Annotated in this window: 23 protein-coding genes and 1 tRNA gene; 13 read left to right on the top strand and 11 right to left on the bottom strand. The window is 62.3% G+C overall.

Features of this window, described 5'->3' with window-relative positions:
- Positions 1–433: 433 nt before the first annotated feature.
- Genes ampD through P3T23_RS18280 form a run of 3 tightly spaced genes read right to left on the bottom strand, consistent with a single transcriptional unit; the run spans position 434 to position 2,276 of the window.
- Positions 434–1,030, bottom strand: coding sequence for a 1,6-anhydro-N-acetylmuramyl-L-alanine amidase AmpD (ampD, locus tag P3T23_RS18290; RefSeq protein ID WP_429317560.1), 597 nt, complete (start codon positions 1,028–1,030; stop codon positions 434–436).
- Complete coding sequence (locus P3T23_RS18285) at positions 1,027–1,350, bottom strand: PP0621 family protein (RefSeq protein ID WP_429317559.1); 324 nt, start codon at positions 1,348–1,350, stop codon at positions 1,027–1,029. Before P3T23_RS18285 ends, ampD begins: the two co-directional genes overlap by 4 nt.
- A gap of 8 nt (positions 1,351–1,358) precedes the next feature.
- The gene (locus P3T23_RS18280) at positions 1,359–2,276 is read right to left on the bottom strand and encodes a cytochrome C assembly family protein (protein ID WP_429317558.1); all 918 of its coding nucleotides are present in this window, start codon (positions 2,274–2,276) and stop codon (positions 1,359–1,361) included.
- Between the two features lie 79 nt (positions 2,277–2,355).
- Between P3T23_RS18280 and ffh the strand changes: the two genes are divergently transcribed.
- Together ffh and P3T23_RS18270 are read left to right on the top strand one after the other, a co-directional pair.
- Complete coding sequence (gene ffh / locus P3T23_RS18275; protein WP_429317557.1) at positions 2,356–3,723, top strand: signal recognition particle protein; 1,368 nt, start codon at positions 2,356–2,358, stop codon at positions 3,721–3,723.
- A gap of 155 nt (positions 3,724–3,878) precedes the next feature.
- Positions 3,879–4,430, top strand: coding sequence for a hypoxanthine-guanine phosphoribosyltransferase (locus P3T23_RS18270; protein WP_429317556.1), 552 nt, complete (start codon positions 3,879–3,881; stop codon positions 4,428–4,430).
- Between the two features lie 85 nt (positions 4,431–4,515).
- Here the strand turns inward: P3T23_RS18270 and P3T23_RS18265 are convergent, their stop codons facing one another.
- Entirely contained in the window at positions 4,516–5,115 is a 600-nt protein-coding gene (locus P3T23_RS18265; protein ID WP_429317555.1) for a MarC family protein, read from the bottom strand.
- A gap of 12 nt (positions 5,116–5,127) precedes the next feature.
- The gene (locus tag P3T23_RS18260; RefSeq protein WP_429317554.1) at positions 5,128–6,864 is read right to left on the bottom strand and encodes a proline--tRNA ligase; all 1,737 of its coding nucleotides are present in this window, start codon (positions 6,862–6,864) and stop codon (positions 5,128–5,130) included.
- Positions 6,865–7,112: 248 nt separating this feature from the next.
- Here P3T23_RS18260 and P3T23_RS18255 point away from each other — a divergent pair, with 248 nt between their 5' ends.
- Positions 7,113–7,778: an RNA pyrophosphohydrolase gene (locus tag P3T23_RS18255; protein WP_429317747.1), complete on the top strand. Its 666-nt coding sequence runs from the start codon at positions 7,113–7,115 to the stop codon at positions 7,776–7,778.
- Between the two features lie 79 nt (positions 7,779–7,857).
- A complete protein-coding gene (locus P3T23_RS18250; RefSeq protein ID WP_429317553.1) occupies positions 7,858–8,415 on the top strand; it encodes a CNP1-like family protein in 558 nt (185 codons plus the stop codon).
- A gap of 179 nt (positions 8,416–8,594) precedes the next feature.
- Here the strand turns inward: P3T23_RS18250 and proB are convergent, their stop codons facing one another.
- The 4 genes from proB to rplU form a co-directional block, all read right to left on the bottom strand.
- Entirely contained in the window at positions 8,595–9,713 is a 1,119-nt protein-coding gene (gene proB, locus P3T23_RS18245; RefSeq protein WP_429317552.1) for a glutamate 5-kinase, read from the bottom strand.
- Between the two features lie 93 nt (positions 9,714–9,806).
- Positions 9,807–10,913, bottom strand: coding sequence for an Obg family GTPase CgtA (cgtA, locus tag P3T23_RS18240; protein WP_429317551.1), 1,107 nt, complete (start codon positions 10,911–10,913; stop codon positions 9,807–9,809).
- A gap of 157 nt (positions 10,914–11,070) precedes the next feature.
- Positions 11,071–11,334, bottom strand: coding sequence for a 50S ribosomal protein L27 (rpmA, locus tag P3T23_RS18235; RefSeq protein ID WP_090538089.1), 264 nt, complete (start codon positions 11,332–11,334; stop codon positions 11,071–11,073).
- A gap of 24 nt (positions 11,335–11,358) precedes the next feature.
- Positions 11,359–11,670, bottom strand: coding sequence for a 50S ribosomal protein L21 (gene rplU, locus P3T23_RS18230; RefSeq protein WP_007180329.1), 312 nt, complete (start codon positions 11,668–11,670; stop codon positions 11,359–11,361).
- Positions 11,671–11,884: 214 nt separating this feature from the next.
- Here rplU and P3T23_RS18225 point away from each other — a divergent pair, with 214 nt between their 5' ends.
- From P3T23_RS18225 to yacG, 9 genes are all read left to right on the top strand, one after another.
- Positions 11,885–12,877, top strand: coding sequence for a polyprenyl synthetase family protein (locus P3T23_RS18225; protein ID WP_429317550.1), 993 nt, complete (start codon positions 11,885–11,887; stop codon positions 12,875–12,877).
- 39 nt (positions 12,878–12,916) lie between these two features.
- Positions 12,917–12,993, top strand: a tRNA-Pro gene (locus P3T23_RS18220).
- 148 nt (positions 12,994–13,141) lie between these two features.
- Positions 13,142–14,446: an HlyC/CorC family transporter gene (locus tag P3T23_RS18215; protein WP_429317549.1), complete on the top strand. Its 1,305-nt coding sequence runs from the start codon at positions 13,142–13,144 to the stop codon at positions 14,444–14,446.
- An 83-nt stretch (positions 14,447–14,529) separates the two neighbouring features.
- Entirely contained in the window at positions 14,530–15,879 is a 1,350-nt protein-coding gene (locus tag P3T23_RS18210; RefSeq protein ID WP_429317548.1) for a GspE/PulE family protein, read from the top strand.
- Entirely contained in the window at positions 15,876–17,108 is a 1,233-nt protein-coding gene (locus P3T23_RS18205) for a type II secretion system F family protein (protein WP_429317547.1), read from the top strand. Before P3T23_RS18210 ends, P3T23_RS18205 begins: the two co-directional genes overlap by 4 nt.
- Before the next feature lie 28 nt (positions 17,109–17,136).
- Positions 17,137–18,063 carry a prepilin peptidase gene (locus P3T23_RS18200; protein WP_429317546.1) on the top strand — a complete coding sequence of 309 codons (927 nt, stop codon included), beginning with the start codon at positions 17,137–17,139 and terminating at the stop codon, positions 18,061–18,063.
- Between the two features lie 3 nt (positions 18,064–18,066).
- Complete coding sequence (gene coaE / locus P3T23_RS18195; protein WP_429317545.1) at positions 18,067–18,672, top strand: dephospho-CoA kinase; 606 nt, start codon at positions 18,067–18,069, stop codon at positions 18,670–18,672.
- A 270-nt stretch (positions 18,673–18,942) separates the two neighbouring features.
- Positions 18,943–19,698 carry a cell division protein ZapD gene (gene zapD / locus P3T23_RS18190; protein ID WP_429317544.1) on the top strand — a complete coding sequence of 252 codons (756 nt, stop codon included), beginning with the start codon at positions 18,943–18,945 and terminating at the stop codon, positions 19,696–19,698.
- A 99-nt stretch (positions 19,699–19,797) separates the two neighbouring features.
- A complete protein-coding gene (yacG, locus tag P3T23_RS18185) occupies positions 19,798–19,995 on the top strand; it encodes a DNA gyrase inhibitor YacG (RefSeq protein WP_133661046.1) in 198 nt (65 codons plus the stop codon).
- Between the two features lie 39 nt (positions 19,996–20,034).
- Here the strand turns inward: yacG and P3T23_RS18180 are convergent, their stop codons facing one another.
- A complete protein-coding gene (locus P3T23_RS18180; protein WP_429317543.1) occupies positions 20,035–20,454 on the bottom strand; it encodes an NUDIX domain-containing protein in 420 nt (139 codons plus the stop codon).
- On the bottom strand, positions 20,451–21,338 hold the full coding sequence (locus P3T23_RS18175) for an ATP-binding protein (RefSeq protein WP_429317542.1): 888 nt from the start codon (positions 21,336–21,338) through the stop codon (positions 20,451–20,453). Before P3T23_RS18175 ends, P3T23_RS18180 begins: the two co-directional genes overlap by 4 nt.
- Positions 21,339–21,362 lie beyond the last annotated feature (24 nt).

Below are 21,362 nucleotides of genomic sequence, written 5' to 3'. Positions count from 1 at the left end.
GTACGATCGCCGCGCCGTGTCCGGCGCGAACGTTGGGGTGCGGAGAATGGGCCAGCAAGGCCTGATGACCGGATGCGACACGGCGGACTGGACGACGGTCTTCATCATGCGAGTCGCGATCACTGGCTGTGCCCTTTCCCCGAATTTGCCGGCAGTGCCCGCTCTCATCGAGCCATGCCGGACCTGTATTTTTTCAACGTCTGGAATGCACGCGGCGCCATGCTCATGGAGCGGGGCGCCGCCTGATCTACACAACATTTAGTGCGAAATCGAATTCCTGACACAAAGTATAGTGGAACTCGGGACTATCTCAAATTATTTTATTTGCGCTCCGCCGCTTGACTTTTCGCATGGCCAAGCCGGACGGGACTGCCCGGAAAACAAGGCTGCGCAACGTTTTCGGCCCGTTGCGCAAAGCCCTCCCGAATGCCCCTTATGACGCCGCGGAAAACTTGAGATAGGGGAAATACCGATCCGCGAGCCTGGTGTCGCGCTGCAGACGGGGCCACTCGAAATGCGGACCCGGATCGGTCTTGCGACCCGGCGCGATATCGGAGTGCCCGGCGAGGGCTTCGATGGGATAGTGTCCGACGAGGGCCGTCACAAGCGCGCTCAAGGTCCGGTATTGCGCCGGTTCGAACGCGGTCTTGTCGCTGCCTTCCAGTTCGATGCCGATCGAGAAGTCATTGCAGCGCTCGCGACCGAAGAAGCTCGACAGGCCCGCATGCCAGGCACGCTCATCGCACGATACATACTGTTCAAGCGCGCCGTCGCGATGGATCACGAAGTGCGCCGACACCTTGACGCCGCGCAGATGCGTGTCGAAGTACGGATGCGCGTCACAGTCGAGACGGTTCTGGAAGAGTTCAGCGATCGCGCTGCCGCCGAACTCGTCGGGAGGCAGGCTGATGTTGTGAACGACGATGAGCGTCGGCGGCACGCCCTCAGGGCGCGCTTCGAAATTCGACGTCGGCAGTTTGCGTGCGGCTGCGACCCAACCGTCAGCATCGACGGTGAAATCGCCGCTCATCGGGCGTCGCGGCCCGACTGCCGCGCCGCGTGGCGCTGTGCGTGATCCGCGCTGCAGAACGGCTGACCGGCGACGACGATCGAGTCGCTTTCCGGCGCGTGCACGCCGCACTCGGCGCAACGGATCATGGGTTCGGCAAGTTGCGGCGCAGCGGACTTGCCCTGTGCGCCAGCGGCGCCGTTGCCCGGGCGCTGCCCGCTCGCGGCACCGGACGACGAGGCGCCCGTACGCGACGACGTACGCGCATCAGCGCGGCGCAGCGCCTTCACGAGCCAGTTCCCGACGATGAACAGCAGAATCAGCAGAAAGATTTGTCGCATGGTGACGGTCAGACCACAGGGCGGTGCAACAGCACCTCGAAAACGAAACGGCTGCCGACGTACGCAAGCAGCAACGCAACAAACGACGCGAGCACCCAGCGCAACGCCGCGCGACCCCGCCAACCGGACACCTTGCGGGCTGTCAGCAGCGCACCGAACATCAGCCACGAGAGAATCGCAAACACGGTCTTGTGATCGAGGCTGAGCGCACGATCCACGAGCTGCTCGCTAAAGAGGATGCCGGAAAGGAGTGTCAGCGTCAGCAGCACGAAGCCCGCGCCAATCAGACGGAACAGCAGTTTTTCCAGCGTCAGGAGCGGCGGCAGTGTATCGAGCCAGCTCGACAGCCAGCCGTTCCCCGCCGCCGCATTCTGGCGTTGCAGCGCGCCGCCGCGCATCGCGTGCAGCCGGCGCTCGACGAGCAGCATCAATACAGCGTGCAACGCCGCAATCGCGAAGAGACCGTACGCGACGTTGGCGATCAGAAAATGCAGCTTGAACATCGGCGCCGCCGAATACGGCAGCACGCGCACGCCGTTGAACGCGAGCGGCATCAGCGACGCCACGCACGCGAGCGGCAGCACCAGCAGACGCAAGCCATCGAGCGGGAAAAAAAAGCTTTCGATCCAGTAGATGCCGGCACCGAGCCAGAACATCGCCGACAGCGCGAACGCGAACCCGAACACCATCGCGTTCTGCGGAAAGATGGTGGTGTGCAACAGCACCCCGTGCGCCAGCAGCGCGACCAGCAGCAGCGCGCGGCCCGCCTGGCTCATGCCAGAGGCCGCCGACAGGCCCGCCGCAGCCGGCACCGCCGGCACGCTCTCGAGCACCGGGCGCAAGGCGGTGTGCCGGTGCGCGCGCCACCCGGCGACCGCGAGGCCGCCGTACAGGAGAGCGGTGAGGGCATACAGTACAATATCCATATTCGAAGTTTACACCAGGCCCCTGCCTAGCGACGTCTCCTGCTTCGCGCTGCACGGGCCGCACTGTACATCGCTCCCCATGCTCGACAATCTGACTCAACGGATGGCGCGCGTCGTCAAGACGCTGCGCGGCGAAGCCCGGCTCACCGAGGCGAACACCCAGGAAATGCTGCGCGAAGTGCGCCTCGCGCTGCTCGAGGCCGACGTGGCGCTGCCCGTCGTGCGCGAATTCATCGCCAAGGTGAAGGAGAAGGCGCTCGGCGAGGAAGTGCTGAGCAGCCTCTCGCCGGGCCAGGCGCTCGTCGGCGTGGTGCAGCGCGAGCTGACCGCGGTCATCGGCGGCGACTACGAAGGCAAGGCGGCGGAGCTGAATCTCGCCGTGACTCCGCCGGCCGTCATCCTGATGGCGGGTCTGCAGGGCGCCGGCAAGACGACCACCGTCGGCAAGCTCGCCAAACTTCTGCGCGAGAAGTACAGGAAGAAAGTGCTCACCGTGTCCTGCGACGTCTACCGCCCCGCTGCGATCGCGCAGCTGAAGACGGTGACCGAACAGGTCGGCGCGGACTTCTTCCCGTCGGAACCCGATCAGAAACCGGTCGACATCGCGCGCGCCGCCGTCGACTGGGCGAAGCGCCACTATCACGACGTCCTGCTCGTCGATACGGCCGGGCGTCTTGGCATCGACGAAGTGATGATGCAGGAAATCGCCGCGCTGCACAGCACGTTGAAGCCAGCGGAAACGCTCTTCGTCGTCGATGCGATGCTCGGTCAGGATGCCGTCAACACGGCGAAGGCGTTCAATGACGCCCTGCCGCTCACCGGCGTCGTACTGACGAAGCTCGATGGCGACTCGCGCGGTGGCGCGGCGCTATCGGTGCGCCACGTGACGGGCAAGCCGATCAAGTTCGTCGGCGTCGCGGAAAAACTCGACGGCCTCGAAATCTTCTATCCGGACCGCATGGCAAACCGGATTCTCGGCATGGGCGACATTCTGGCGCTCGTCGAGGAAGCCCAGCGCGGCGTCGATGTGCAGGCCGCGCAGAAGCTCGCCGACAAGGTCAAGAAAGGCGGCGACTTCGACCTCAACGATTTCCGCGCGCAGCTTTCGCAGATGAAGAACATGGGCGGCCTGTCGACGCTCATGGACAAACTGCCTGCCCAGTTCCAGCAGGCCGCAGCCGGCGCCGATATGAACCAGGCTGAAAAGCAGATGCGCCGCATGGAAGGCATCATCAACTCGATGACGCCGCAGGAGCGCGCCAAGCCCGAACTGATCAAGGCCACCCGCAAACGTCGCATTGCAGCAGGCGCGGGCGTGCAGGTACAGGAAGTCAACCGCATGCTGAATCAGTACGACCAGATGCGCACGATGATGAAAAAGTTGAAGGGCGGCAACATGCAGAAGATGATGCGCGGCATGAAGGGCATGCTCCCCGGTATCCGCTGATTGCGCACGCCACGCGGAGCGGCGGCGGCACATGCTCGCCGCCGCGCCGAAGCGGTACGCGCGTTTTGCGACGCGCGGGTTATGCGGGTTTATGCTATACCGTGTGCCGCCGTTCTCTCCCACACTATGTATACAGTTACCGCCTGCCAGACGTCATGAACCGCGAAGAAGCTCTCCACGTTTTCAGCCACTCCGAAGAAATCGTTTCGGCCAGCGACGTCAGCGCGTCGATCACGCGGATGGCCGGCGCCATCGGCGCCGAAATGAGCGAGGATTTCCCGCTCGTGCTGTCGGTGATGGGCGGCGCAGCGGTGTTCACCGGCATGCTGCTGCCGCACCTCGATTTCCCGCTCGAATTCGACTACATCCACCTGACCCGCTATCGCAACACGACTCAAGGCGGCAGCGAGATGCAATGGCGCGTCGCCCCGGCGGAATCGGTGAAGGACCGGGTCGTGCTCGTGCTCGATGACATCCTCGATGAAGGCGAGACGATGGCCGCGATCCGCAACCGCATCCTCGCGATGGGCGCGAAGCGCTTCCTCTGTGCGGTCCTGTGCGAAAAGATCATCCCGAAAGCCAAGCCGTTGCACCCGGACTTCTGTGGCTTCGAGGTGCCAGATCGCTATGTGTTCGGCTGCGGGATGGATGCCAAGGGTTACTGGCGCAATCTGCCGACTATCCGCGCATTGACCGAGGGCGCGTAATACGCCTTCGGCACAAGGTAGCGCCAATGAAAAAGCGGCCCGCGGGCCGCTTTTTTACATACCGACTGACTGCAACCGGTTCGAATCAGAGCTGATGAACGAAGGCCTTGATACCCGCCAGTATCATCTCGACTGAAATGGCCGCCAGCACGAGCCCCATCAGCCGCTCGAAGGCCATCACGGTACGCTCGCCAAGCAGGGCCTGAATCCGCTCCGCCAGCACCAGCACGATCGCGCAGACGACCATTGTGACGGTCAGCGCCCCGATCCACTCGAAGGTCTTGCCCGGTGCCTGCGATGTCAGCAGCATCACCGTAGCCAACGCTGACGGGCCAGCGAGCGCAGGAATCGCAAGCGGCACGATCAGCGGCTCGCCGCCTCGAACATCGCCACCGAACGGGCCGTCCGGATGCGGGAAAATCATCCGGAGCGCGATCAGGAAGAGCACGATCCCGCCACCGATCCGCAACGACAGGTCCGTGAGACTCATCATTCGCAGAAAGCGGTCGCCGACGACCATGAACACCAGCAGGATCACAAACGCGATCGCGATTTCCCGCAGGATCACGACGACCCGCCGATTCGGAGCTACGCCCCGCAGGCAGCCGATGAACAACGGGATATTGCCGAGCGGATCCGTGATCAGAATCAGCAGAACCGTCGCGGACAGGAAGTTGTACTCCACCGTCCGCTCCGCTTAGCGGACAAGCGCTGCGCGAATCTTCTCCGTCACCGTGACGGCTGCACTGTCGACCGGCAGCAGCGTCGCCTCCGTATCGCGGCGGCCCTGGTACTCGACCTTGCCGTCCTTCAGGCCACGATCACCGATCACGATCCGGTGCGGCACGCCAATGAGCTCCCAGTCGGCGAACATCACGCCGGGGCGCTCGCCGCGATCGTCGAGAATCACGTCGACGCCGGCTGCGACCAGTTCCGCGTACAGCCTGTCGGCCTGCTCGCGCACGGCTTCACTGCGGTCGTAGCCCATCGGGCACAGCACGACTTCGAACGGCGCGATCGATTCCGGCCAGATGATGCCCTTGTCGTCGTAATTCTGTTCGATCGCGGCGCCAAGGATACGCGTGATGCCGATGCCGTAGCAGCCCATGATCATCGGCTGCGGCTTGCCGGATTCGTCGAGGAAGGTCGCGTTCATCGCTTCCGAGTACTTGCTGCCGAGCTGGAACACGTGGCCGACTTCGATGCCGCGGCAGATGTCGAGCACGCCCTTGCCATCCGGCGACGGATCGCCCTTCACCACATTGCGGATGTCCGCGACAATCGGCTCAGGCAGATCGCGGCCCCAGTTCACGCCCGTGGTGTGGAAGTCGATCTCGTTCGAGCCGACGACGAAGTCGCTCATGTTCGCAACCGTGCGGTCCGCGACCACCGTGACCGGCTTGTTTGTGCCGACCGGGCCGAGGTAACCGGGCGGGGTGCCGAACCACTCGACGATCTCTTCTTCCGTCGCGAAACGGAATTCACCGAGACCCGGGATCTTGCTCGCCTTGATCTCGTTCATGTCGTGATCGCCGCGCAGCATCAGCAGCCAGATGGTGGGCTCGGCGCCTTCGTTTTCCGTCGCGAGGACGATCGACTTGATCGTGCGTTCGAGCGGAATGTCGAGGTACTCAGCGACAGCTTCGCACTTGGCTTTGCCGGGCGTCGGGGTCTTTTTCATCGGCTCGGTGGGCGCCGCGCGTTGTGCGATGAGCGGCAGCGCTTCCGCAGCTTCGACGTTCGCCGCGAAGTCGGAGGTGGGACAGTACGCGATTGCGTCTTCGCCGGTGTCCGCGATCACGTGGAATTCATGTGAGCCGCTGCCGCCGATCGAGCCGTTGTCCGCCGCGACTGCGCGGAAATCGAGGCCGAGGCGCGTGAAGATGCGGACGTAGGCGTCGTACATCTTCCGGTACGACTCGCGCAGACCGTCCATGTCCTTATCGAACGAATAGGCATCTTTCATGATGAACTCGCGGCCGCGCATCACGCCGAAACGCGGACGGATTTCGTCGCGGAACTTCGTCTGGATCTGATAGAAGTTCACCGGCATCTGCCGGTAGCTCTTGATCTGGTTGCGCGCAATATCGGTCACGACTTCTTCGTGCGTCGGCCCGATCACGAAATCGTTCTGCTTGCGATCCTTCAAGCGGAGAAGTTCCGGACCGTACTTCTCCCAGCGGCCCGACTCCTGCCACAGTTCGGCCGGCTGAACGGCCGGCATCAGCAGTTCGATGGCACCTGCCCGGTTCATCTCCTCGCGCACGATGGCTTCCACCTTGCGGATCGAGCGCAGCCCGACTGGCAGGTAGTTGTAAATGCCGCCGGCGACGCGACGGATCATGCCGGCGCGCACCATCAACTTGTGGCTGACGATTTCGGCGTCAGCGGGAGCTTCCTTCAGGGTGCCGATAAAGAAACGGGAGGCTTTCATTCAGAATTTTCCAAAAGCGGCGGCACAATCTGAGCCGTCCAAAGAGATCAAACGGGGAATTCGCGGACCATGGCGCCGACGCGGCGGCACCATGCGCGGACGGCTGTGCCAATCCGCAGGGTCTGATCCGGAGACTACCTCGACGACGCCCTGTTGCGGCGAATCGTTCCAATCTGGTGCGATTCGGTGCGTCAGGACCGTTATCTGTTTATAATCAAAGCAATTTTAAAGGATTCGAAGGTGGTTGTATGCTGGATCGTGAAGGCTTTCGCCCGAACGTCGGCATCATCCTCTTGAACGCGCACAACGAGGTGTTTTGGGGCAAGCGGCTCCGTGAACATTCCTGGCAGTTTCCGCAAGGGGGCATCAAATATGGTGAAACCCCCGTGCAAGCGATGTATCGGGAGTTACACGAAGAAACCGGCCTGCTTCCGGAGCACGTCAAGGTCATCGGTCGCACGCGCGACTGGTTGCGTTACGAGGTGCCGGACAAGTTCATCAAGCGTGAAGTACGCGGTCACTACCGCGGCCAGAAACAGATCTGGTTCCTGCTCCGGATGGTTGGGCGCGACTGCGATATTTGCCTGCGCGCCACCGATCACCCGGAGTTCGATGCGTGGCGCTGGAACGAGTACTGGGTGCCGCTCGACTGTGTCATCGAGTTCAAGCGGGATGTGTATCAGTTGGCGTTGACGGAATTATCGCGTTTTCTGCGCCGCGCGGCGCCACGTGGGGAAAAGCCAGGCGGGCATCATGCGCCGCGCTACCCCCGCATGGTAACGTCCGTGGCGGCGTCGGAAGACTCGTCAGTGTCGCTGGTGACGGTCGAGACGTCGATTCGCACGACGATCGAAACGGATTGTGGGGAAACCGAAAGCTCCATCGTCCGCACGTCGACGTACATGCGCGATTGAACCCCTGTGCGGCAATCCAGTTGCCGCATCTGCCGGCGCGGCAACTGGATTGCCGCGCCGGTGTTTCGAGGAAATCATATTGAAAGCATTTGGTCTCGCCGCGGCGTGTGTCGCCACGGGCGCTCTGCTGGCTGGCTGCGCACATTCGAACACCCCCAGCAACAAGGACGACAGCGCGTTCGCCTACCTGCTCGACAAACCGTCCACGTGGGTTGAAAACAAGGTCGACACCTTGCCACCTCTGCCGCGGGATAGCGACCTTCTGCCGTTCGATGTGTCACAAAACACGCCGCTGGAGTTCTCGCTCGATGCCAAATCGGTGAGCGTCGGTTCGGATGGCGTTGTGCGGTATACGGTCGTGGTGACAAGCCCGAGCGGCGCACGCAACGTGAACTACGAAGGCATTCGCTGCGATACCTACGAGTGGCGACTGTATGCTGGACTCAACGAGGATCACAACGGCTGGGACCGAACGGTTGCCAACGACTTTACTCGCATTGAAAACGGCAACTTGAACGCCTATCATGCGTCGCTGTATCAGGACTATTTCTGCGCGAACAAGATCCCGTTGGGGAAAGCGAACCAGATCGTTGATAACGTTCGCTATCACCGCACTCAAAGCGTGCTGGTACGCTGAGATTCAGTTGCACCGGGCACACCCCGGCTGAAGATACGAAAAAGCCGCTTCGATCAGTTGAAACGGCTTTTTTGCGTGTGCGACGCCATGGCTTACGTTGCCTGCGTTGCTGACCGCGCCCGAACTTCTGCCATCTTGGCTATCGCTCGGCACGAATCTCGGCAAGACGAGGGGTACGCTCAGACGAGCACCAGGTTGTCCCGATGGATCAATTCCGGCTCCAGCATGTAGCCGAGCACCGCCTCGATATCACCGCTGGGCCGCCGCTGAATCAGCTTCGTTTCCGCGCTGCTGTAGTTTGTCAGGCCGCGTGCCACCTCCCGTCCCGCAACGCTCAGGCAGGCAATGACCTCACCGCGAGCGAACGCGCCCTGCACGCCGACAACGCCGATCGGCAACAGGCTCTTGCCTCCTGCTGTCAGCTTCTCGACAGCACCGTCGTCGATCACGACATGACCGCGCACCTGCAAATGGTCTGCCATCCACTGCTTGCGCGCAGCCATCCGCGCCGTGCGCGCGATCAGCTGGGTTCCAATTGCCTCACCGGATGCGAGCCGCGCGAGCACATCAGCTTCGCGGCCGCTGGCGATGACTGTGTTTGCGCCGCTATGCGCCGCTCGCTTCGCAGCAAGAATCTTGGTCAACATGCCACCGCGGCCGATACTTGAACCAGCGCCGCCTGCCATCGCCTCGAGTTCCGGCGCGCCCGCGTCAGCCTGCTCAACGAGCGAGGCCGACGGATCCTTGCGCGGATCCGCGGTATACAGACCTTGTTGATCGGTGAGAATGATCAGCGCATCGCCTTCGATCAGGTTCGCGACCAGCGCACCCAGCGTGTCGTTGTCGCCGAACTTGATTTCGTCGGTGACGACCGTGTCGTTCTCGTTAATGATGGGCACCACACCGAGACGCAGCAGCGTAAGCAGCGTCGAACGTGCGTTCAGGTAGCGTTCGCGATCGGCCAGGTCGGCGTGCGTAAGCAGGATCTGCGCGGTACGGATCGAATGCTCGGCAAACCGGCTCTCGTACACCTGTGCGAGCCCCATCTGCCCGACCGCGGCAGCCGCCTGCAGTTCATCGATCTCACGCGGCCGCTTCGTCCAGCCAAGGCGTTGCATTCCTTCCGCAATCGCGCCCGAACTGACGAGCACGACTTCCTTGCCCTGCGAGCGTAACGCGGCGATCTGCGCGGCCCAGCGGCCGATCGCCGCGTGATCGAGCCCGCGCCCGTCGTTGGTGACGAGACTCGAGCCGACTTTCACTACAAGGCGCCGGGAATCGGCGATGACGGAACGCATTGTGCGCGGTCTCCCAAGATAATGCGTGATGCCTGCTGACGCCCCACGAAACCGCGTCGCGGGAGCTTGAACGGCTAGAGGCTGCTATTCCTGTTACTGCGCAGCTTCTCCGCCGGCCTCGCCTTCCTGCTTCTCGCGAAAGCGCACGTCCGCGGCGAGATCTTCGGCCTCGGCTGCACGCCGTGCGTCAGAGTGGGCCGCGACGTAGTCATAGATCGCGTAGCAAAGACTCTCGCAGCCCTGCCCGGTCAGTGCCGATATCTCAAACACCGGACCGTCCCATTCGTAGCGCTTGAGGAAATCCGCGACGCGCGCTTCGCGCTCTTCTTCGGGCACCATGTCGAGCTTGTTCAGCACGAGCCAGCGCGGCTTCTCGAAGAGCGTCTCGTCGTATTTGCGCAGCTCGTTGACGATGGCCCGCGCTTCCGCGACCGGGTCCACCGCGTCATCAAACGGTGCAAGATCGACGATATGCAGCAGCACGCCCGTGCGCTGCAGATGGCGCAGGAACTGGTGGCCAAGCCCGGCACCTTCAGCCGCGCCTTCAATCAGACCTGGAATGTCGGCGATCACGAAGCTGCGGCTCGGCCCGACGCGCACGACACCGAGGTTCGGCGCGAGCGTGGTGAACGGGTAATCGGCGATCTTCGGCTTCGCGTTCGATACCGACGAAATAAAGGTCGATTTGCCGGCGTTCGGCATGCCGAGTAGACCGACATCCGCGAGCACTTTCAACTCGAGACGCACCATGCGCCGCTCACCGGGTTTGCCATCGGTTTTCTGTCGCGGCGCGCGATTCGTACTCGACTTGAAATGCAGGTTGCCGAGACCGCCCGCGCCACCCTTCGCGATCTGGACCGTTTGATTGTGCTCGGTGAGGTCGGCGATCAGTTCGCCTGTGTCCATATCGGTAATGATCGTGCCGACCGGCATGCGCAGCGTAATGTCGTCGCCGCCTTTGCCATAGCAATCCGCACCGCGCCCGTTTTCTCCGTTGCGCGCCAGATGCTTTTTCGCATAACGATAGTCGATCAGCGTGTTGATGTTGCGATCTGCCACCGCATACACGCTGCCGCCACGCCCGCCGTCGCCGCCATCCGGACCTCCGAATGGGACGAACTTCTCGCGGCGCATCGACGCGCTGCCATCCCCTCCGTCGCCGGCGATGACTTCAATCCTCGCTTCGTCAATGAACTTCATGAGTTACTCCGTCCCGTGTTTGATGCTATTTTGCCGCGCCCTTTGCGCGTTGACCAATCTTCCGAGTGGCCAGCCACCGTTGCAGGCGGCAATAAAAAAGGCCCCGCCAACTTCGCGGGGCCTTTGTTCCGGTCCTGAAGCCCGTGCCTGATTAAACTCAGGCTGCTGCCGGGACTACGTTGACCAGATGCTTCTTGTCAGCGCCTTTCGTCGTGAACTTGACGTGGCCGTCCGTCAGCGCGAACAGGGTGTGATCCTTGCCGATACCAACGTTTTCACCCGGGTGCATACGCGTGCCGCGTTGGCGCACGATGATGCCGCCAGCGTTGATGGCCTGACCGCCGTACACTTTCACGCCGAGACGTTTCGACTCGGAGTCGCGGCCGTTCCGGGACGATCCGCCTGCCTTTTTGTGTGCCATGTGATTGCTCCTTGACCGGTGCGCTTACGCGTTGATCGCGTCGATGCGCAGTTCGGTGTAGTTCTGGCGGTGGCCGCCATGCTTCTGGTAGTGCTTCCGGCGACGCATCTTGAAGATGGTCACTTTTGCGTGACGACCTTGAGACACGACGGTAGCCTTGACGGAAGCCCCACTGACCAGCGGCGTACCGAACTTAATCGATTCGCCTTCGCCCACTGCGAGAACCTGGTCGAGCGTGATTTCAGCGTCAATGTCTGCCGGTATCTGTTCTACTTTAAGTTTTTCGCCGACAGCAACCTTATACTGCTTGCCGCCGGTTTTTATGACCGCGTACATTGAGAACCTCACTCTGTATTCATTTTCCCGACGCACCACGCGCGGAAACCTGTGATTATACATAGAGTTAGCTGTTCGGTCAAAAACGGTTGACATCCGCCCGGAAGGCCGCCATCCCTGGCTGAATGGCCAAACATGCGCCGATCTCCCGGTCTGCGGCGCGGAATGGACGCGATTCGCCTTATAATTCGCGGCACTACTCCTATTCGCCATCATGTCGTCGACTGCCACCCCCTCCCCCAACGCCGCCAGCCTCCTCGCCCCGATCGCCGAAGACATGCAACAGGTGAATCGCGTTATCCGGCACCGTCTGGCGTCTGAGGTGATGCTGATCAACCAGATCTCCGAGTACATCATCAGCGCCGGAGGCAAGCGCCTGCGCCCCGCGCTGCTGCTGCTCGTGGCGGGCGCACTTGGCGAGACGACAGGCGCGAAACACGAACTGGCTGCGGTCGTCGAGTTCATCCATACGGCCACGCTGCTGCACGACGACGTCGTCGACGAGTCCGATCTGCGCCGCGGCCGCCAGACCGCCAATGCCCTGTTTGGTAACGCGGCGAGCGTGCTGGTGGGCGATTTCCTGTACTCGCGCTCGTTCCAGATGATGGTCGCGGTTGGCAAGATGCGCGTGATGGAGATTCTGTCCGAGGCGACGAACATCATCTCCGAAGGCGAAGTGTTGCAACTTCTGAATATGCACGACGCCGACGTCGACGAAGCCCGCTACATGCAGGTGATCCGCTACAAGACGGCAAAGCTGTTCGAGGCCGCCGCCCAGCTCGGCGCCGTACTTGCCGGCGCCGACGCTACGATCGAATCGGCCGCCGCGGAATTCGGCCGCCGCATCGGCACAGCGTTCCAGATCATGGACGACTGGCTCGACTACACGGGCACGGCAGAATCAATGGGCAAAAACGCCGGCGACGACCTCCGCGAAGGCAAGCCCACGCTACCCCTCATCTATCTGATCGAGCGCGGCACACCGGAACAGTCCGCACTTGCGCGCGAGGCGATCGAACAGGGCGGCACCGACCGCTTCGAAACCATTTTTGAGGCTATCACGCGCTCGGGCGCGCTGGATCACACGCTCGAATGTGCAAAGAAGGAAGCACAGGCCGCCGCCACCGCAATTTCTTCGTTTCCCGATTCCATTTACAAAGAAAGCCTGCTAGAATTATGTTCTTACTCGACGGCGAGGCAGTCCTAAACAAGACTGGAACGCTGTTGTAGTCCAAGCAGTACAATTCGGGGTGTAGCTTAGCCTGGTAGAGCGCTACGTTCGGGACGTAGAGGCCGGAGGTTCGAATCCTCTCACCCCGACCAGAATTTTGAAAAACCGCGCAGAAACTGCGCGGTTTTTTTTCGCCCGTACGGCATGCACGGGCTGTCGGCCTACGCCATTCGGCCAGGCCGGCGCATCTGGCACCCTCTGCTATATTCTCCCCATCCCATCTCCAATACTTCGCGACGCGTGGAACAAATTCCCTTATGGGCGCAAATAGGCGCCATCCTCCTGTTGCTTGTCTGCTCTGGTTTTTTTTCCATCTCGGAGACGGCAATGATGGCGCTGAATCGCCATCGCCTGAAGCACCTCGCCAATCAGGGCACGCTCGGCGCGAAGACGACACAGGCGCTTCTGGCACACACTGACCAACTGCTGAGCGTCATCCTGATCGGCAACAATCTGTTGAACACGATCATTCCGGTGATGACCACGTCGATCGCACTGCGCACCTTCGGCCACGATAATCTGGTGCTGTCAATCGCGACCGGCATCGTCGCATTTCTGATCATCGTATTTGCGGAAATTACGCCCAAAATCGTCGGCGCAACGTTCCCGGAAAAAATCGCGCTGCCTGCCAGCCTGCTGATCGCGCCGATGATGCGCATCGCGCGGCCTGTCGTCTGGTTCGTCAATCTGTTCGCAAATGGCATCCTGCGGCTGCTGCACATCAACACAAAAGGGGGCCGCGACCAGCGCCTGTCCACCGAGGAACTGCGCACAATCGTGCTTGAATCCGGCAGTTTCATGCCGACCAAGCACCGCAGCATCCTGCTGAACCTGTTCGACCTCGAAAACATATCGGTCGAAGACGTGATGATTCCGCGCCGCCGTATCGAGGCACTCGACTTCGACGCGCCCTTCGAGCAGATCCTGCATCAGCTCGAAACCTGCTATCACAACAAGCTGATCGTCTATCAGGGCGACATCGACCGGGTGCTCGGCGTTCTGCACGTGCGCAAGACGCTAGCGGCGCTTCATAACCAGGAGCTGGAGCGCGAAACGTTGCGTGAGCTGCTGGCCGAGCCTTATTTCGTACCGACTGGTACGCCGGTGTTCCAGCAACTCCAGTATTTTCAGGAAAGCCGTCAGCGCACCGCGCTCGTCGTGAATGAATACGGCGAACTGCAAGGTCTGGTGACACCGGAAGACATCATCGAGGAACTGATCGGTGAGTTCACCACGTCGATCCCACGTAGCGCAAGTTCACGCGGTGGCTGGGATGAGAACGGCGAATGTATCGTGGCCGGCAGCATGCCGTTGCGCGAGTTGAACCGCTGGCTGCACCTCACACTGCCCACCGACGGCCCGAAGACGCTCAACGGCCTCATTCTCGAGATCCTCGAAGAGATTCCCGAAGGCGACGTCTGCGTGCGCATCGGCGACGTGAAGCTCGAAGTCATGCGTAGTGACGATCAGGCTATTCGCACCGTCAAAATATTCCGTCCGGGCCCACGTGCCGGCGCAAAAGTAAAAAAGACACTTCGAGACTAGCCGGATGGCCGAGTGGTGCATCGGCACGCGAGACACGATGATGGAACCATCGTGTTCTACAGGCGGCTTCTGGCCGATTTTCGATGCACTCCTCCGCTCCTCATTTCAAGCCTTCCAACGCTGCGTGGCCTCGCCCGGCAACTGCCGCTGGATCGCCGGCCAACTCCGCCGGCGGGGACCCGGACGCGCCATCTGCAGCAGCGCCGCATGCAAACGGCGCTTTCGGCGCTTCAGTGTCTGAAGTGTCCCTCGCTGCGGGGGCCGACAGCACTCCCGCCGTTCAGCTCCTGACCGATACGCTCCTGGAAGCAGCACGGCGCGACGCGTCGGATCTGCACATCGAACCCGCTGAACAAGGTTGGCGGATACGCCTGCGGATCGACGGCGTATTGCATGAGTTCGCACGGCCGCCCTCCCATCTGCGCGATGCGTTTATCACGCGCGTGAAAGTGCTCGCCCGCATGGATATCGCCGAGCGTCGTATCCCGTTGGACGGCCGGCTGCGGCTCACGGTGGCACCAGGCCGGATCGAGGACTATCGCGTCAACTCACTGCCGACGCTGCACGGTGAAAAGCTCGTCCTGCGGCGTCTGGAAGCGCTGCCGTCGACTTTGTCGCTCGACGCCCTCGGACTTGATCCTTTGCAGGGCGAAGCAGTCGCCGCAGCGATCCGCGCACCACACGGCCTCGTGCTGGTAACCGGACCGACCGGTAGCGGAAAAACGCTGTCGCTGTATTGCTTCCTGCAGATGCTCAACGCAGAAACGCGCAACATCTGTTCAGTCGAAGACCCGGCCGAAATCCAGCTGGCAGGCATTAATCAGGTCAGCGTCCGCGAGAAAGCCGGACTTACATTCGCAGTCGCCCTGCGGGCGTTCCTCCGCCAGGATCCGGATGTGATCATGGTCGGCGAAATCCGCGACGAAGAAACGGCCGATGTCGCGGTGAAGGCCGCACAGACCGGCCACCTCGTACTCTCGACGCTGCATACGAACGATGCGCCCGCCGCCATCGCACGCCTGATCGACATCGGCGTGGAGCCGTACAACCTCGCGGCAGCATTGCGTATGGTGACGGCACAACGTCTCGTCCGACGGCTCTGCGAAGCGTGCCGGACACCGGAGAACGAGTCAGCGACCGCCCTGCGCGCAGCCGGCTTTCCTGAGGATCAGGTCGCCGGCTGGCATCCCTATGCGGCGCGCGGCTGCCCCGCGTGCCACCGTATCGGCTATCGCGGTCGCATCGGCGTCCATCAGGTGATGGCGGTGTCCGACGCGACCCGCGAACTGATCGTCGCGCGCGCGGGCGCTCATGCCGTCGCGAAGCAGGCACATGCCGAGCATGTCACTACGCTGCGTGAAGCCGCCCTCGCGCGGGTGCGCGACGGCACAACCAGTCTCGCAGAAGCGCTCGCCGCCACCGAGATCGCATGAGAACCTCCGGCTCATCCCTCGAGGCATCGCCCGATCTGCGCTTTTCCTGGCGTGCCGTTGATGCCAACGGTCTGCGACGTGCGGGCAGCGTGATTGCGCCCGATGCAGGCACCGCCCGCGCAATGCTAAGGCGTGACAGCCTGTACGTGTACGAACTCGACGCACGTGGTGAAGCGCCTCGCCCGAAAGCGCGCGCCATCGAAGTCACCTCGTTCACGCGCCAGCTCGCCAGTCTTCTTCGCGCCGGTTTGCCGCTCGCGCCTGCGCTTGAACTCCTCGCGCAATCATCGGGACGACGCGATGGGCGCGGCATGTCGCGAATCGTCGGTGCCCTCGCTCGCGACATTACCTCGGGGCTGCATTTTTCCGACGCGCTCGCGCGGCACCCCACGCAGTTCAATTCACTTTATTGTCAGTTGATAAGAGTAGGTGAAGCATCGGGTGCGCTGGCTACGGTGTTGGCGCGCGTCGCCGACGACCGCGAACGCGCCGCCGCGCAGCGTGCGAAGGTGCGCGCCGCCCTCACCTATCCGGCAGCGATCCTGCTGCTCGCACTCGCCATTACAGCTGCGCTGCTGGTCTGGGTTGTGCCGACGTTCCAGCAGATCTTCGATGGCTTCGGTGCAAAGCTCCCTGTGCCTACCCAGCTCGTGATCGCGCTATCTGCGGGCGTCGCGAGATGGAGCGTGCCCACGCTCGCGTGCATCGTGATGACAGTGCTCGTGACGGCATACGTGCTACGGCGATCCGACACCGCGCGTAAATCGTTCGCGCGCTTTTCGCTCCGGCTGCCCATCGCAGGCGCTCTGCTGACGACGCTCTGCGCAGCCCGCTGGAGCCGTGCCCTCGGCACATTGCTGTCCGCAGGCACGCCGCTCACGGACGCATTCGACTCACTGACACACGCCACAGGCAATGCTTTCTTCGACAGCGCCACCGTCGACATTGGCGCACGCCTGCGGCGCGGGGAACGGCTCGCAGCCGCGATGCGCGCAACGCGCTGTTTTCCAGCAGAGATCGTTCAGCCCGTCGCCGTTGCCGAGGAGTCAGGCGCCCTGGCAGCGATGCTGAACGACGTGGCTTCGCTTGGCGACCGTCAGGTCGACGAAAAGATCGGCACGCTCGCGAGCCTGTGCGAACCGCTCGTCATCGTGGTACTGGGCGGGCTGGTCGGCGGCCTGGTGATCGCGATGTATCTTCCCATCATTCAACTCGGCAACGTGGTGTAGCATCGCTGCCAAATCCAATCATTCAGCCATGCGCGCCACCCTATCCGTGCCCGACTCGCCTTTCAACAACCCGTTGAGCCAGATCACAGCCAACCTGAGCGCGGTGTTCGGCACACTTCCCACAGGGTTACAGATGGCGTTCGCCGTTATGTTCGGGCTCGTCGTCGGCAGCTTCCTGAACGTCGTTGTACATCGGCTGCCTATCATGCTCGAACGTGCCTGGCGTGCCGAGGTCAGCGAAACGACGGGACAGCCGCCCGCTGACGACGGTCTGCCCGGCCGCTACAACCTGTGGCTGCCACGCAGCGCCTGCCCGCGCTGCGGCCATACGCTGAAGGCATGGGAAAACATTCCGTTGTTGAGCTATCTGGTGCTGCGTGGCCGTTGCTCGCAATGCCACACCCGGGTCAGCCTCCGCTATCCGGCAATCGAACTCGTCAGCGCCGCGTGTGCGGCCGGTGCACTCGTCACGTTCGGCGCGACGGGCGCAGCGCTGGCCGCGTTCGGTCTGTGCGCCGCACTGCTCGCCATGAGTGCCATCGATATCGATACGCACCTGTTGCCGGATTCCATGACGTTGCCGCTGCTATGGGCCGGGCTGATCATCAACTTCGATGGCACGTTCGCAACGCTGCATGACTCAGTGCTCGGCGCGATCGCGGGATATCTTGCGCTATGGTGCGTGCATTGGCTGTTCAAGCTCGTGCGGGGTATCGAAGGGATGGGCTACGGCGACTTCAAGCTTCTCGCCGCTTTGGGCGCGTGGCTCGGCTGGGCCGCGCTGCCGCAGATCGTATTGATTTCGGCCGTCGCCGGCGCGGTGGTTGGACTCCTCGCAACCTGGCGCGGCCGCATGCGCTTCGAAGAGCCGCTGCCGTTCGGTCCGTTCCTTGCCGCCGGCGGCGCTGCTACGCTCTTTCTCGGCACACCGCTTTATCAGATTCTCGGAGGCTGAGACATGTTTGCTGTGGGACTGACGGGTGGAATCGGCAGCGGCAAATCGACAGTCGCGGATCTTTTCGCCGCGCGCGGCGTTCCGGTCATCGACACCGATCTGATCGCGCATCGCATTACCGCACCCGGCGGTGCAGCGATGCAGAGGATCGCGAGCGAGTTCGGCACATCGTTTGTGGCGCCGGACGGCTCGCTCGATCGCGCGAAGATGCGCGCGCTGATCTTCAGCGACGACACCGCCCGGGAACGGCTCGAAGCGATCACGCATCCGCTGATCCGCGCCGAGACCGAACGCGAACGCAACGAGGCGCGCGGACCGTATCTGATGGTCGTGGTACCGCTGCTCGTCGAATCGGGCCGCTGGAAGACACGCGTGAACAGGGTGCTGGTCGTCGACTGTGCAGTCGAAACGCAGATTGCGCGTGTGATGCGCCGCAACGCATTCACGCGCGAACAGGTCCTCGCGATCATCTCGCGGCAGGCAACCCGGGACGAGCGCATCGCCGCTGCTGACGACGTGATCGTCAATGAAGGTGCGTCCGTCGAATCACTTGCTGAAGAAGTCGAAGAACTGCATCGCCGGTATGTTGCGCTTGCCGGCGGTTCGTGACACGTTGACGTAACCGGACCAGGACAGATGACTGCAGCCGTAGTGCGCACGCTGCAGCGAAGACACCGGCATGCAAGGGCAACGCTCATGCGGCGCAAGGCGCGCAGAACACAGGCAGCGCGCCTTGCGCCGCACCCATCGACCGCAAGCGCAAATGCCGCGCAGAAAATGCGCGCGAACCCGCGAAAAAAGTGTGTGATTGCTAGGGTAGTCGCACGGCATTAGAATGTCCTGCAATCCCGTCACCGACCACGCCAGAGGCGAGCGCGCTTGATCCTTTACGAGTATCCCTTCAACGAGCGAATCCGTACGCTGTTGCGCCTCGAGGACCTGTTCGAGCGCTTCACGTTCTTTCTGACCCAGGAGGACGCCAGGGAGCACCACGTCGCGCTGACAACCCTGTTCGAAATCTCCGAAGTCGCGGGCCGCGCGGATCTGAAGTCGGATCTGATGAAAGAGCTTGAGCGGCAACGTCAGACGCTTGCGCCGTTCCGCGGCAATCCGGGCATCGAGCAAAATGCGCTCGAGGCTGTCCTTGGTGAGATCGAGCAGACGCTGGCAGGACTCACGCAGATGCAGGGCAAGACTGGCCAGCATCTTGCGGACAATGAATGGCTCACTAGCATTCGCAGCCGCGCCATCATTCCCGGCGGAACCTGCAAGTTCGATCTGCCGTCTTATTACGCATGGCAGCAGACGCATCCCGATCAACGCCGGCAGGACATTGCCAAATGGGTTACGCCATTGCTGCCGCTGCGGGACGCCGCAACGATCGTGCTGCGGCTCGCGCGTGAATCCGGTCAGGCGTCGAAAGTGATGGCGATGCAGGGAAGCTACCAGCAAATGCTATCCGGCCGGTCGTATCAGCTCATGCAGGTGCGTGTGGTACCCGAATTGCGGGTGATCCCTGAAGCGAGCGCCAACAAGTACATGCTGTGGGTGCGATTCACCGTTCAGGATGGGGATCTGCGGCCGCGCGCAGTCGACGTTGATGTGCCCTTTCAGCTGACGCTGTGCAGCCTGTGAAGTTAAGCGAAGCAGGTCGTGCAGAACCGGCCCTTTGAACCGGCTAAAACCGCCCCCATATTTGGACTTGCCCCTGTTTTCGATTGATCGCCTGACCGTATGCCCACTGTCGTCAAATGCCCAACCTGCGGAAAGGACGTCCGCTGGACACCTGAAAACCGCTTCCGCCCATTCTGTTCCGAGCGCTGCAAGCAGATCGACCTCGGCGCCTGGGCTGCCGAGAAGTACAAGATCGGCGGCACGGATGAAGAACCGCCTTCTGACGAAACGCCTTCGAGCGGCTATAACCCGCATTGATACCTGGCGACCGGTCTCGACGGGCGGCGAGGCAATCCTCTACTTCTCCGCCGCGAGCCACTCCAGCACCGGAATGGTCGCCGGCAAAAGAGGCGATACGTCTGCGGGCAACGTCTGCCAGACGAAGGCCTGGCCTTCCCGTCCGTGCGGCTCGCCGCTCCAGTCCGTCACCTTGCAGAAATAGAGCCGCACGTACGCATGCGGGTAATCGTGTTCGAGCGTATGCCAGCGTTGGCTCGTCTTGACGTCGATCCCCAGTTCTTCATGCAGTTCGCGGCTGAGTGCGGCTTCGACCGATTCACCGTGCTCCAGCTTGCCACCGGGGAATTCCCAGTAGCCTTCATACGGCTTGCCGGCCGGCCGCTGCGCGAGCAGATAGCGTCCGTCCGGCTGCACCAGCACACCGACGGCCACTTCCGTCACCGGTCGTGTGCCGGACCTCTCCGCCGCGCCGGTCATGCCGCTGGCACCGGCGAAGCTTGCGACTTCCGGCCGGACCAGTCGCGCGCGAACTGCCACGCCACGCGGCCCGAGCGCGACCCGCGCTCCAATGCCCACACCAGCGCATCGCCCCGTGCCGCTTCAACTTCGGCGTCGCCGCAGCCGAAATGCCGCAGCCAGTGACCAACGATCGACAGATAGTCGTCCTGTTTGAACGGATAGAAGCTCACCCACAGCCCGAATCGCTCGGACAGTGAAATCTTTTCTTCGACCACTTCGCCGGGATGAATTTCGCCATCGGACGTGTGCTTGTACGTCTCGTTGTCGCTCATGTATTCGGGCATCAGATGGCGTCGGTTCGACGTCGCGTAGATCAGCACGTTGTCCGACTGCGCGGCCACCGAGCCATCGAGCGCCACCTTCAGCGCCTTATAGCCCGATTCACCTTCCTCGAACGAAAGATCGTCGCAGAACACGACGAAACGCTCCGGGCGCTGTGCGATCAGATCAACGATATCGCCGAGATCGTGCAGGTCGTCCTTGTCGACTTCGATCAGGCGCAACCCGTCTTTCGCGTAGGCGTTCAGGCAGGCCTTGATCAGCGACGACTTGCCCGTGCCGCGCGCGCCCGTCAGCAGCACGTTGTTGGCCGGCTGCTTCAGCACGAACTGGCGTGTGTTCTGTTCGATCAGCGATTTCTGCCGCTCGATGTTCTTGAGGTCGTCGAGCGTGATGGTCGAGATGGCAGGCACCGGCTGCAAATAGCCGCGGCCTTGTCGCTTGCGCCAGCGGAAAGCGACGGCCGCGGACCAGTCGATACTGAGTGCTGCTGGCGGAAGCATGGCTTCCAGACGGCCGAGTACCGCTTCGGCGCGAGTCAGGAACTGTTCGAGTTTGTCCATCGTTTATGCGTATCGGGATCGGAA

It is taken from the genome of Paraburkholderia sp. GAS448 (assembly GCF_050435685.1).
In the GTDB taxonomy this organism is placed as follows: Bacteria; Pseudomonadota; Gammaproteobacteria; order Burkholderiales; family Burkholderiaceae; genus Paraburkholderia.
The sequence above is the reverse complement of the archived record's forward strand: the minus strand, read 5'-3'. Positions and strand labels throughout refer to the sequence as shown.

What these genes read in the sequence shown, in the direction of transcription:
- P3T23_RS18260 (WP_429317554.1), bottom strand. Translation starts at nt 6,864, where the DNA reads ATGAAAGCCTCCCGTTTCTTTATCGGCACCCTGAAGGAAGCTCCCGCT.
- P3T23_RS18285 (WP_429317559.1), bottom strand. Translation starts at nt 1,350, where the DNA reads ATGCGACAAATCTTTCTGCTGATTCTGCTGTTCATCGTCGGGAACTGG.
- P3T23_RS18200 (WP_429317546.1), top strand. Translation starts at nt 17,137, where the DNA reads ATGCGCGCCACCCTATCCGTGCCCGACTCGCCTTTCAACAACCCGTTG.
- ampD (WP_429317560.1), bottom strand. Translation starts at nt 1,030, where the DNA reads ATGAGCGGCGATTTCACCGTCGATGCTGACGGTTGGGTCGCAGCCGCA.
- rpmA (WP_090538089.1), bottom strand. Translation starts at nt 11,334, where the DNA reads ATGGCACACAAAAAGGCAGGCGGATCGTCCCGGAACGGCCGCGACTCC.
- coaE (WP_429317545.1), top strand. Translation starts at nt 18,067, where the DNA reads ATGTTTGCTGTGGGACTGACGGGTGGAATCGGCAGCGGCAAATCGACA.
- P3T23_RS18210 (WP_429317548.1), top strand. Translation starts at nt 14,530, where the DNA reads ATGCACTCCTCCGCTCCTCATTTCAAGCCTTCCAACGCTGCGTGGCCT.
- P3T23_RS18255 (WP_429317747.1), top strand. Translation starts at nt 7,113, where the DNA reads ATGCTGGATCGTGAAGGCTTTCGCCCGAACGTCGGCATCATCCTCTTG.
- rplU (WP_007180329.1), bottom strand. Translation starts at nt 11,670, where the DNA reads ATGTACGCGGTCATAAAAACCGGCGGCAAGCAGTATAAGGTTGCTGTC.
- P3T23_RS18225 (WP_429317550.1), top strand. Translation starts at nt 11,885, where the DNA reads ATGTCGTCGACTGCCACCCCCTCCCCCAACGCCGCCAGCCTCCTCGCC.
- cgtA (WP_429317551.1), bottom strand. Translation starts at nt 10,913, where the DNA reads ATGAAGTTCATTGACGAAGCGAGGATTGAAGTCATCGCCGGCGACGGA.
- ffh (WP_429317557.1), top strand. Translation starts at nt 2,356, where the DNA reads ATGCTCGACAATCTGACTCAACGGATGGCGCGCGTCGTCAAGACGCTG.
- P3T23_RS18175 (WP_429317542.1), bottom strand. Translation starts at nt 21,338, where the DNA reads ATGGACAAACTCGAACAGTTCCTGACTCGCGCCGAAGCGGTACTCGGC.
- yacG (WP_133661046.1), top strand. Translation starts at nt 19,798, where the DNA reads ATGCCCACTGTCGTCAAATGCCCAACCTGCGGAAAGGACGTCCGCTGG.
- proB (WP_429317552.1), bottom strand. Translation starts at nt 9,713, where the DNA reads ATGCGTTCCGTCATCGCCGATTCCCGGCGCCTTGTAGTGAAAGTCGGC.
- P3T23_RS18270 (WP_429317556.1), top strand. Translation starts at nt 3,879, where the DNA reads ATGAACCGCGAAGAAGCTCTCCACGTTTTCAGCCACTCCGAAGAAATC.
- P3T23_RS18280 (WP_429317558.1), bottom strand. Translation starts at nt 2,276, where the DNA reads ATGGATATTGTACTGTATGCCCTCACCGCTCTCCTGTACGGCGGCCTC.
- P3T23_RS18205 (WP_429317547.1), top strand. Translation starts at nt 15,876, where the DNA reads ATGAGAACCTCCGGCTCATCCCTCGAGGCATCGCCCGATCTGCGCTTT.
- P3T23_RS18180 (WP_429317543.1), bottom strand. Translation starts at nt 20,454, where the DNA reads ATGACCGGCGCGGCGGAGAGGTCCGGCACACGACCGGTGACGGAAGTG.